We start from the raw sequence: 12,367 nt of genomic DNA, 5'->3' as shown, positions 1-12,367 counted from the left end.
ATTATTGTTCCCCCAGTATTTTATGCATAAGATTCACATATTTTCGAGTACATTTTTCCATCGTGTATTTCTCAAGAAATAACTTCCTACAATTCTCTCCCATATTTTCACGCTTCACTCTATCATCAAGGAGTTCTTTAATAATAATTACTAGTCTGGAGCTATCCTTTGCTTGCATAGCGTATCCTGCATTATGATCTATTAAATCTCTAGCTATATCAGAATTTGCTCCTATAATTGCGATTACTGGTTTACTAGCCATCATATAGCTATAGGTTTTACTTGGTACGGCTAGGCCAGTCAATCCATCTGATAAACTTACAATGAAACAATCGCTGATACTAAGAGCCTTTTGAAAATCATGTCCATGTAAAAAATCAAAAACACGTGCGTGATTCAAATTCTCTGTTTCTATAATCTCTTTTAATTTATCCATTTTATTTCCATGTCCTGCAAAAAGAAATTGAACGTTCTTATCATTTTTTAATTGACGGATTGCCTCCAATATCGGATCCAAATCTTGACATATTCCCATATTGCCAAAATAAGATACGACTAGATTTTCATCTGTTTTTATGGATTCTAATAGTTTATTTTCAGATGCTTTAGTGGCATTAGAGAATGCTTTATCCTCGCACCAATTAGGGATTACTTCAATTTGGTGTTTTTTTAATGCTATTCTATGTTTTAATAGATAGTCTTTCATTTCATTCGATAAAGCAACAACTGTATTAACATGTTTAAAAATACATTTATTTACTTTTTTCATCATTTTGCTAATTACACTATCTTCGGAAATAGTGTTTGTAAAGTAAGCTATTTCTGGGTATACATCGTAGCTTACAAACACTACTTTTGTGTTAAAAAACTTATTAGCCAGAGCTGCTATTAACGGTAATATTGGTGGATTTGAGTAAACGATTATTGCCTCATACTTTCTCAATTGTCTAAAACGTAAGGCTACAGAAAATGTAAAAGAAAAATAATTAATTAATCGTCCGATGAAATTACTACGTTTAAGTTGGATATATTTTAGTCTACTTATCTTAATATTTTCATAGGTTTCTTGCAGCGGGACATTATTTGCTAAGTTGTACTCTTTCGGATACCCAGACAATGCACTGACAGTAAAACCAGCCTTACTAAGAGCCACTGCAGTGTTAAAAGGAAGTGTAGCCGACGAAATATATTCAGGATAAAAATACTGGCACAAAAATAATACATTTTTCTTTTTCTCCATCATTAAACCACCCCTACTTTTAGCTCACATGGCTCACTGATCCATATGTCTAAATAAGTTAAGTAGTTATTGCAATGTCCAGATAAATACATTCAACACAATTTCCCCTCGTTGTACTTTATTACAAATTATTAACCTATATAGATTCATCACCGTAACTTGGGTTTAATTTTTGTTCCAGTTGAACACTTTCCGAGGAGCTGCTTCCCTTGCAAGCTCAGTCCAGGGTCTCGCCGTCGGACTCTGCCCCCAAGAAGCTTTGATCTGTAGCGAAAATCGAATTCAGTCAGCTTCACTCGCCCAACCTTCACTCTATTTAACAAGTACTTTATTTATTAAATTGAAAGTCCCGACTTTTGATGATGAATCAAATATTTGTTATATATATTAGAATTAATCTTAATGCTACTTACTTTATAACATTGGTCATTTCATTTTATTCGATAAAGCACATTGTTATAATTGCATATATATGCTCGAACAATATCTATATTCCTTTCTACCGGAAATATAGAAAAAATAACAAATTTATACTCTAATTAAAAAGGGTATAATATCCAATCACATTCACCTATATACTAATGTGTAAATCTGTAAACGAACACTATCAGATATTAATAGTGAACTTATTAACTTTTTAGAATATTTTGGTTCATCACCAAAAGTTGTGGATGACATTTTTAAAAAAATATGCCCTGTATATTAGTTGATTGAAGTGAAGACTGGGCGACTCCTTGGGGATTAGCGTCACAGATGAGACCCTGGAGCGAGCATCGCGAGTGAAGCGGCTCATCGGACGCCCCCAGGAAAGCGCCCAATCGGAACGGAAATCAACCACACGTTTTGGCGAAAAGCCAATATTTTATAAAAAGAATATATTTTTACAAAAATACCCTAAAAGTCATAAAATACTTTTAGGGCATCTTCACAATAAGAAGTTTTGTATATTTTAATATAAATCTAATACTCACTATATTTTGACGCTTTATGTTCTTGCAAAAGTTCCATCATTTTACGCTTATATGTTTCTACACCGGGCTGATCAAATGGGTTGACACCTAGTAAATATGCGCTCATTGTACATGCCTTCATAAAAAAATAAATTAGAAAGCCAATATGATAAGCATCTAGCTTTGGTAATTCCAGCTGTATAACCGGGACATTACCTTCCGAATGAGCACGTGCTGTGCCTTCTTTAGAAATAGCGTTTATTTCATTAAATGTTCGATTCGTTAAATAGTTTAGTCCATCCTCATTGCGTGCATCATAGGGTACTGCCAAATCATCATCAATTTCATGAAAGTGAAGTAATGTTTCAAACAAAATTGGGCTACCCTCCTGTATAAATTGGCCAATAGCATGCAAATCTGTTGAAAAATTTACTGTAGAGGGATAAAGACCTTTTCTGTCTTTACCTTCACTCTCACCAAACAGTTGCTTCCACCATTCATGAAACTTATTTAAGGCCGGTTCAAATGAAGCAAGCAATTCAATTTTGTATCCTTGTTCATATAATGCATGACGTAACACCGCATATCGGTACGCCTCATTATACTCAAGTCTTGATTCTTTAAACTCTAATGCCGCTACCTTCGCTCCAGACATTAAGTTATAAATATCAACCCCTGCAACTGCCATAGGCAAAAGACCAGCAGCAGTTAATACCGAAAAACGACCACCTATGTTTGAAGGTATAACAAATTGTCGATAGCCCGAAGCATCAGCTATTTTCTTTAATAGTCCTCTTTTGGCGTCTGTCGTGACGATAATACGTTCAGCTGCTTTTTCCCCATAATGTAATTCCATATACTGACGTAAAACTCGAAACGCCAGTGCTGGTTCCATAGTTCCTCCAGATTTTGACACAACATTCACGTATACACTCTTATTCTCAATATTCTCCAGTAATTGCTTAATATAAGCTCCACTCATATTTTGCCCTACATAGATCACTTCAATTCCATCATGATGTGCACCAAAATAAGGTGTCAGGGCATCTTGCACAGCACGGGCACCTAGAAAAGAGCCACCCACTCCAATGACAATAAGTACATCTGCAAAACTACGAATTTCATGCGCTGTCTTTTCAATATGAACAAATAATTCATCATAAGCTTCAAGCGGCGCATGAAGCCAACCAGTCGGAACATCCTCTGCCAGTTCTAAATATCGGTGGATTTCTTCTACACTTTTTGTATAATATGACCAATCAATAGTAGCTAAGTCATAATTTAGAATGTTCGTATGCAAAAATTGCTTACTCACAGTATGACCTCATTTCGTATGATTGAATAAGTTGTTAATGCATAAAAGTCCTCTATTTCGCATCAACGCCTTCTTTCTATGAACGATATGATCAATAATAATAATGGTTCTTAGGTGTTTTAATATTATTTAGAACAACGCCCAAAATTTGCGCTTTTGAAGAAACAAGTGCAGCCTTCGCTTTTAAAACATCTACTTTTTGTACTAAATCCATATTCACAACTAATATAGTACCATCACATTTATTAGACAAAATTTGCGCATCTGATACTGATAATAATGGAGGTGCATCTAAAATAATGATGTCATAATCCTTCTTTAAATCATGCATAAGTATTTCCATTGTCTTCGATGATAGTAGGTCAACCGGATTTGGTGGAAGTGGTCCGCTTGGGATAATACTTAACTCTTCCACTGATGTTTTTTGAATAACATTAAAGTAAATCTCCTGCCTTGTTAACACATCTGACAATCCATTGGTATTTAAAGTACTAAATGTATGGTGTAAAGTTGGTTTACGCATATCGGCATCTATGATGATAACTCTTTTACCTTCTTGAGCAAAAACAACACCGAGATTTGCAGCATTTGTGGATTTACCTTCCCCCGGTATAGATGAAGTAACGAGTAGTGATTTTTTTTCTTGATCTGGCAAAGAAAATCGAATATTTGTACGTATCGTTCGGAATTGTTCAGATATGATTGATTTTGAATCTGTCACTAGTTTACGTGCCATTATAGTTTTTATTTTTTTACTTTTTTTCAAACCAAATATGGTTAGTTCCTCCTCACTCTACGTGATTTCATAGATTTATTCGTTTCTTTTTCCAGAGCGATTACTCCAACCAAACCAATAATTGGTAAATTTAATATTTCTTCTATTTCATGCTCGGATTTAAACCTTGTATCCAAAAACTCTAGTAAAAAAGCAAAAATGATTCCCACCATTAAACCACCAACAGTTGCACTGATAATATTTAGTAGCTTATTTGGTTTTACTGGTTTAGGATTATCTATTAGATTAGCCACTGATAAAATTTCTATATTATCAACATTCATTAATATAGGGATTTCCTTTTTAAAGACATCTGCCAACGTATTCGAAATTTTCACGGCCTTAGATGCTTGTTTGTCCTTAACTATAATATTTACAACTTGTGAGTTATTTGCACTAGATACTGTAATTTGTTCCGCTAAACTATCTGATGTTTTATCTAACTCAAGTTTTTCTATGACTTTCGATAATATTACAGGGCTTTTAATGATGACATTATACGTATTTATTAATCGTAAATCTGTTTCGTTATTTTGTGCCCATTGATATTGTTCGATATTAGATCTTTTTTGATTTACTAATATTTGCGTTTCTGCTTGATAGATTGGTGTTAATAAATAGTAGCTAATGATTGCAGCTGCAGCACTTGCAATAACTGTACAGCTTAAAACAAGGAACCAACGTTTTCGAATTGTTGTCAATAAGTCTTGTAAAGTAAGTGTTGTCTCCAATGATCTTCACCCCTTATCCGAATACCCTGTTAGTATATGTTCAAAAAAATATGTCGCTACTGTGCCATTCATTTTCAAAAAGCTATCATTAATAGAATCGGATTCAGAGATTTTTTCCTTCTCTTCACTTTTGATTATATTATTGTACTCCTCAGTTTATTCTAAAACCTTTCCTCATAATTATGAGCCTATCATTTTTTCATTAGTGAATTTACTTCAACCAACTAATAATAAAAATGACTTGCAACATATTTATGATTATTTTCAAAAAATCAATACTTCCATTTTTCGGAAGAACCACTTTCATCAAATAATATCTATAAAAATACCTCTATTTATTGATTAAATGCCTGTTGAAGCTGTAGTAGTTTATCGGCTGCTACATCATGATTTTTCCCTACTACTCCAAAGTAAAATTTGCATTTAGGTTCTGTGCCAGAAGGACGAATAGCTACCCAGGAACCGTCTGCTAACATATACTTCAGCACATTTTCTTTTGGTAACTTTAATACTTCAATTGAGCCGTCCGCAAGTTTTGCTTCCCCACTTAAATAATCTTCCACACGTACAACTTCAACACCGGCAAGCGTAAGCGGTACATTTGCTCGGAAGTTTTCTAAAATTCCCTTCATCTGCTTTCGCCCAGCTTGCCCCTCAAACACATGTGACTCAAGCGCTTCCTTGTAATAACCGAACTGCTCGTATAAATCGTCCAGCGCATGCAACAATGTCTTGCCTTGCTTGGCATAATAACCCGCCATTTCTGCTGTGACAAGTGCCACTTGCACCGCATCCTTATCCCGTACAAATTTTTGGATTAAATAACCGTAACTCTCCTCATATCCAAAAACAAATGAATGGTCTCCTGTTTGTTCAAATTGCTCAATTTTTTCAGCGATATATTTAAAGCCAGTTAACGTATTTACTGTTGCTACACCAAATGCCTTCGCCACAGCCGCGCCCAGCTCCGATGTGACAATTGTTTTCAACATCACGCTATTTGGCGTAAGCGTACCTTTTTCAGATTTCGCCTGCAAAATATACTGTAACAACAATGCACCAAGCTGATTCCCTGTTAATAATTTATAGTCATCCCCATCACGGACAGCCACACCTAGTCGATCTGCATCTGGATCTGTAGCTAATAGTATTTCAGCTTCTTTCTCTTGCCCTAGCATCATCGCTAGTTTAAATGCCTCCACGTCCTCAGGATTAGGATAACTCACTGTCGGAAACGCTCCGTCCTGCGCTGCCTGCTCAGTTACTACAGTTACCTCACTAAAGCCCAAAGCCGACAGTCCTTGCATTACCGGTACTAAGCCCGCACCATGTAAAGGCGTGTACACAATACTCAAATCTTTCGCTACTTCCACATCACTTCGCTCCTGCAAATAAGACAAGCACGCACTATAAGCTTCATCGATTTCATCTAACATAAACGTACTTATTCCATCCAATTGTAGCTGTTCAAAATTTATCAACTCAACAGCAAACAAATCTTCAATTTCATGCATATAAGACACAATCGCATTTGCACCTGCCGATGTAAGCTGCGCTCCGTCTTCACCGTATACTTTAAAGCCATTATAAGTCTTTGGATTATGACTCGCTGTAATGACAACCCCTGCCACTGTCCCTAAATGGCGTACTGCAAACGACAGTTCCGGCGTTGGACGAGATTCACTAAAAACAAAACTTCGTACACCTAGCGCACCTAGTACACATGCTGTTTCAAGAGCAAACTCATATGAAAAATGACGTGTATCATAGGCAATTGCCACCCCCCGCCGCTTCGCTTCCTCACCAAACGACGTAACATAACGAGCAAGACCGTACGCCACACGACGAATTGTATACACATTCATACGATTTGTTCCAGCACCTAGTAACCCACGCACCCCACCAGTACCAAATTGTATATACTGATAAAAGCGTTCCTCTATTTCTTTACTATCTTCCTCAATACTTTGTAGATCCTTGCGTAAATAATCGGGGACATTTGCCGCTTGCCAAGCTTTAAAGCGTTCCAGAACGATTATTTTTTCCATTACACTCACATCACACCTTCTTTACTCTCTTCTATACATACATATATCATCATAAAAACATGCAGAACCTTACTAGCATAGAAAGAAATAAAAATCATATAAAATAATTTTGGTTGATATTTCAAACACGTAATATTTCTAATGTCAAAATCGATATGAATAAACAATTTAAAAATTCTGATATTTATAAGTGGATCTACATAATCTCTAAAATAATTCTAATCACGCGTTTTAGTTTTGCTACTGCTATTTTCCAATCAGTGGGCAAATAAATACCTGTTTCAAATAAACTTCACTCACAATATCGGTTCCTTTATGCGCATTAAATGGACAATATAATTTAAAAATGTGCCTTCAAATTCTTGCATCATCTTTATACGTTCAACTTGACGAAATGCTACTGCATATCGATTATATATAGCACCTTTCGGCAATACCATCATCTTTTTCTAAAAATTGGATGCAACCAAGTACTACATTCCGTTTTCTATTAGTTCAGTATTTAGTAATAATTTTTTCCCACCATTTATCTCTCTTAATCTCCGCTAGTTCTAACATAATAATTGGTTGATTGTTAATAATCCTATAATTATTTTCTAGTAAAATATCAATTGCATCTAATTGCTTTTTCCTTTCCAAATAATAAAGTCCCTCTTGAAAATGATATGGTCTTGTCGTTAAATTATGTGCATCCGAGCCATATGTGTGAACATAGTTAGCTCGTATAAGATTCAATGATAATTTTTGAATTGCCTTTCCAAAATGTCCTGCAAGACTTCCAGCTGTGATTTGAGTAAAAGCTCCTTCGCGGATAAGTGACTCAAGTTTACTAGGATTTTTTGCAATTGCAAGATTTCGTTCAGGGTGCGCAATGATTGGTGTATAACCAGATGCCTTTAGTGCGATAATCATATCCTTCGTGTAGGTTGGAACTATATTTGAAGGTAACTCTATAAGTACATAATTTGAATTTGCCAAAACATGTAGTTGTTTATGATTTAATAAATTCACCATTTGGTCGTTTATTCGAATCTCATGTCCGCTATGTAACGTAAGCGGTATTTCATTTTGTTCAATTAATTCACGTAAATGCTTTAATTTTGTTTGTACTGTTGAATAATCAGCATCAAAATGAGGATTGAGGGCATGAGAAGTTGATATTATCTCCGTTATTCCCTCCTTTACGGCTTGTTTCAACATCAGTAATGATTCTTCTTCTGTTTTTGGTCCATCATCTATATCGAATAATATATGTGTGTGTATATCAATCAAACGTATCACAGCTTTCTATTTTTTATATTCAATTACTCATCAATATTTATTTGAATCGCAATTGTCATAAAACTTATTGAATAATAAAGCTTTCCCATATCTATTTTTATGAAATGATTTAAAAAAAATGCTACGATCAGTGAATTTTTCAATGATTCCTTCAATTTATTTTTGGACGACAAAAAAGCTCTGCAAGACCTAAGTCTCACAGAGCCCCTATTATTATCTGTTATTTCGCATACTCTACGGCACGTGTTTCACGAATAACCGTTACTTTAATGTGACCTGGATAATCAAGTTCTTCTTCAATTCGCTTACGAATGTCTCGTGCTAAGCGATGTGAAGCCAAGTCATCAATTTTTTCAGGTTGTACAATTATACGGATTTCACGACCAGCCTGAATCGCAAAGGATTTTTCTACACCATCATAGCTTTCGGAAATTTCCTCTAATTTTTCAAGTCTACGGATATAGTTTTCAAGTGTCTCACTTCGAGCACCCGGACGAGCTGCTGATAACGCATCAGCTGCAGCTACTAATACGGCAATAACAGATGTTGCTTCTGTATCACCATGGTGAGAAGCAATGCTGTTTATAACGACCGGATGTTCTTTGTATTTTGTTGCTAATTCCACACCGATTTCGACGTGGCTACCTTCAACTTCATGGTCGATTGCCTTACCAATATCATGTAATAAGCCCGCACGTCGAGCTAATGCTACATCTTCACCAAGTTCAGCAGCGAGCAAGCCTGCTAAATATGCAACCTCAATTGAATGTTTTAGGACATTTTGTCCATAGCTTGTACGATATTTCATGCGGCCTAAAATCTTCATTAAATCTGGATGTAAGTTATGAATGCCTATTTCAAATGTTGTTTGCTCACCTGTTTCACGGATTTGTTCATCCACTTCACGACGAGCTTTTTCCACCATTTCCTCAATTCGAGCAGGGTGAATACGGCCATCCTGTACAAGTTTTTCAAGTGCAAGTCGCGCCGTTTCACGGCGAATTGGATCAAAGCCTGATAAAATAACCGCCTCTGGAGTATCATCAATAATTAAATCTATACCTGTTAACGTTTCCAAAGTTCGGATATTACGACCTTCACGACCGATAATACGACCTTTCATTTCATCATTTGGCAAGTTCACGACAGATACTGTTGTTTCTGCAACGTGATCTGCTGCAAAACGCTGCAGTGCTAGTGATAAAATTTCACGTGCTTTTTTATCTGATTCTTCCTTCGCACGTGTCTCAGCTTCCTTCGTCATCACAGCAATATCAGTTGTTAACTCTTTTTCTACTTCTCCTAAGATAATAGCTTTTGCTTCATCTCTAGTTAAAGCAGAAATTCGTTCTAATTCTGCTTTTTGCGCGGCAACGAGCTCGTCCACTTTGCTTTCCATCTGTTCAATATGCTGTTGTCTTTCGGTTAGAGCTTGTTCTTTACGCTCTAAGCTTGCTTCTCTCTTATTTAGAGTATCATCTTTGCGATCAAGATTCTCTTCTCTTTGCAATAAACGGTTCTCTTGTTTCTGAAGTTCTGAACGACGTTCACGAATGTCATTTTCTGCTTCAGTACGAAATTTGTGAGTTTCATCTTTGGCTTCAAGTAGTGCTTCTTTCTTCAATGCCTCCGCTTCTCGTTTTCCTTCTTCAACGATTGTTTCAGCGACATGTTTAGCACCAGTGATTTTTGAGTCATTCACTTTTTTCATGTAGATTAAGCTAACAGCGGCACCAACGATGAGTCCAAGCAAAGCGGAGATGATAGTAATTCCATCCATATGAACACCTCCTCTTGCTATTTGGGTATTACAGTTTCAGTCGGCGCATACATCTATTTCGCCTTGGCATAATTGTGTTCCGGATTTTGAATTGTTTCAGGCCTGCACGAGGGCCGACACGATGTTGGTCATTTCGGTAATGCCATAGAACGTGACACTTTTACAGATGCAGGTCAGCTAGCCGTTTTCGCAGGATACGAAGATTTCAGGCCAACATCCTTATATTCATTCCTTTCAAAATCCGTGACATCCGCCAGAGGCTTTCTCTTCATCTAAACGAAGATAAAATGTACTGCCTATTTAAAGTCATAATTCAGAAATTATACATATTTAATTGTATAGCTAGGCTCAAACTCTGTCAAGGATAGTCGGGCACATGTTCGCCCCTCCAAAGAAAAAAAGTCAGCCATATCCATTAAAAGAATTATTTCCCTAATACTTTTACACTAACCCTTATTTTATTACATTAATACATAGAAGCAGTACTTAGGAAGTATTTTTACAACTAATTATTTTTGATGAAAACTTTATATACCTGATTCTACATCAAATGTTACGGTATAGAAAAATATGAAGCTTCCGTCACTTTAATAATTCTATCCGTCAGTACCTCTTCCTGTCCTCCGGCTCACTGCCAAGCCTCCTCGATTTGTTGATACAAACACTGCGGTTCCTGACTAGCCCACCATAACATATGGTTGATTTCTATTACGACAGGGCACTTTCCAGGTGCCGTCAGGGCAGCAATTGTTTTCTGTGCGAAAGCGCAGCGACAGCAACAATTGTTTTCTGTGCGAAAGCGTAGTGCTAACACAGCGGCAGCGGCAAGATGTTTTTTGCGCGAAAGCGAAGCGACAGCGGCAAGATGTTTTTTGCGCGAAAGCAAAGCGGCAGCGGCAGGATGTTTTTTGTTTTAACAAATGTCTTCCACAACTTTTGCTGATGAGCCAAATGTATGGATATCCTAACAATTATTATAAAACCATATTCCCAAGTATGTGTAAATAAAAAAATGCATTGCTCTCACTATAAGAGTGGGAACAATGCATTTATATTATTCATCTTCAAGAAGAAGCTTTAATTCCTCATCCATTTCTTCCTCGTCATCATGCGCAGCAATTGTGTAAGATGATGATGCAATACCGTAAGAAGCACGGATTTTATTTGCGATGTCGTCAAGTACTGCTGGATTTTCTTTTAAATACTGTTTAGCATTTTCACGACCTTGACCTAGGCGCTCATCACCATAAGCATACCAAGAACCGCTCTTTTGAACGATGTCTAGTTCAACACCTAAATCGACTGTTTCGCCCTCTTTTGAAATTCCTTCACCGTACATAATATCAACTTCTGCTGTACGGAATGGTGGTGCTACTTTGTTTTTCACAATCTTAATTTTTGTACGGTTACCCATAATGTCATTGCCTTGTTTAATAGCTTCTGCACGACGTACTTCTAAGCGAACAGAGCTATAGAATTTAAGTGCACGTCCACCAGGTGTTGTTTCTGGGTTTCCGAACATAACACCGATTTTTTCACGTATTTGGTTTATGAAAATAGCAATCGTTTTTGATTTATTGATAGCACCTGAAAGCTTACGTAAGGCTTGAGACATTAAACGCGCTTGTAAGCCAACATGCGAATCACCCATATCTCCTTCGATTTCCGCTTTCGGAACCAATGCTGCTACTGAGTCAATAACGATGATATCAATAGCACCACTACGTACTAATGCTTCTGCGATTTCAAGCGCCTGCTCTCCTGTATCTGGTTGAGATAATAGAAGCTCATCAATATCGACGCCTAATTTTTGTGCGTAAATTGGATCTAACGCATGCTCAGCATCGATAAACGCTGCTTGTCCACCATTTGCCTGCACCTCTGCAATGGCATGAAGAGCAACCGTTGTTTTACCTGACGATTCAGGGCCGTATACTTCAATAATACGTCCACGTGGATAACCGCCAACACCTAATGCAGCATCAAGTGCTAACGAACCACTTGAAGATGTAGCGATTTCTAAATCGGTCTTTTCGCCAAGTTTCATGATGGAACCTTTGCCAAAATTCTTTTCAATTTGTTTTAACGCCTGTTCTAAGGCAGCTTTACGATCACTCATTCATTTTCCTCCTTCGAAAACTGTTCACTGTTTTTCTCTATCTCTACTATACTTGTTTTTGAGAGAAGACGCAAGAAAAAAGCGAACATTTATTCGTTTTTCTTCAAAATAAAAATTTGGGTAACTTT

8 protein-coding genes are annotated in these 12,367 nt (G+C 36.7%); all 8 read right to left on the bottom strand.

Going from position 1 to position 12,367, the window contains the following annotated elements; all coding sequences use genetic code 11:
- Position 1: 1 nt before the first annotated feature.
- The 8 genes from ACQKMV_RS03340 to recA all read right to left on the bottom strand — a co-directional run bounded on the left by ACQKMV_RS03340 (position 2) and on the right by recA (position 12,239).
- Positions 2 to 1,240: a glycosyltransferase family 4 protein gene (locus tag ACQKMV_RS03340; RefSeq protein ID WP_427502344.1), complete on the bottom strand. Its 1,239-nt coding sequence runs from the start codon at positions 1,238 to 1,240 to the stop codon at positions 2 to 4.
- 960 nt (positions 1,241 to 2,200) lie between these two features.
- Positions 2,201 to 3,505, bottom strand: a complete 1,305-nt coding sequence (locus ACQKMV_RS03335; RefSeq protein WP_427502343.1) for a glucose-6-phosphate isomerase — start codon at positions 3,503 to 3,505, stop codon at positions 2,201 to 2,203.
- Positions 3,506 to 3,596: 91 nt separating this feature from the next.
- Positions 3,597 to 4,241, bottom strand: coding sequence for a CpsD/CapB family tyrosine-protein kinase (locus ACQKMV_RS03330; protein WP_427502499.1), 645 nt, complete (start codon positions 4,239 to 4,241; stop codon positions 3,597 to 3,599).
- Between the two features lie 41 nt (positions 4,242 to 4,282).
- On the bottom strand, positions 4,283 to 5,011 hold the full coding sequence (locus tag ACQKMV_RS03325; protein WP_427502342.1) for a YveK family protein: 729 nt from the start codon (positions 5,009 to 5,011) through the stop codon (positions 4,283 to 4,285).
- Positions 5,012 to 5,346: 335 nt separating this feature from the next.
- Positions 5,347 to 7,059 (bottom strand): phospho-sugar mutase, encoded by a 1,713-nt coding sequence (locus ACQKMV_RS03320; RefSeq protein WP_427502498.1) that lies wholly within the window; start codon positions 7,057 to 7,059, stop codon positions 5,347 to 5,349.
- Between the two features lie 495 nt (positions 7,060 to 7,554).
- Positions 7,555 to 8,331, bottom strand: a complete 777-nt coding sequence (locus tag ACQKMV_RS03315; protein WP_427502341.1) for a tyrosine-protein phosphatase — start codon at positions 8,329 to 8,331, stop codon at positions 7,555 to 7,557.
- A 229-nt stretch (positions 8,332 to 8,560) separates the two neighbouring features.
- Positions 8,561 to 10,120 carry a ribonuclease Y gene (rny, locus tag ACQKMV_RS03310; protein ID WP_427502340.1) on the bottom strand — a complete coding sequence of 520 codons (1,560 nt, stop codon included), beginning with the start codon at positions 10,118 to 10,120 and terminating at the stop codon, positions 8,561 to 8,563.
- Positions 10,121 to 11,174: 1,054 nt separating this feature from the next.
- Positions 11,175 to 12,239 carry a recombinase RecA gene (recA, locus tag ACQKMV_RS03305; protein WP_402771567.1) on the bottom strand — a complete coding sequence of 355 codons (1,065 nt, stop codon included), beginning with the start codon at positions 12,237 to 12,239 and terminating at the stop codon, positions 11,175 to 11,177.
- Positions 12,240 to 12,367: the final 128 nt, after the last annotated feature.

The organism is Lysinibacillus sp. NPDC094403, from assembly GCF_050278745.1.
Taxonomy (GTDB): Bacteria; Bacillota; Bacilli; order Bacillales_A; family Planococcaceae; genus Lysinibacillus.
The sequence above is the reverse complement of the archived record's forward strand: the minus strand, read 5'-3'. Positions and strand labels throughout refer to the sequence as shown.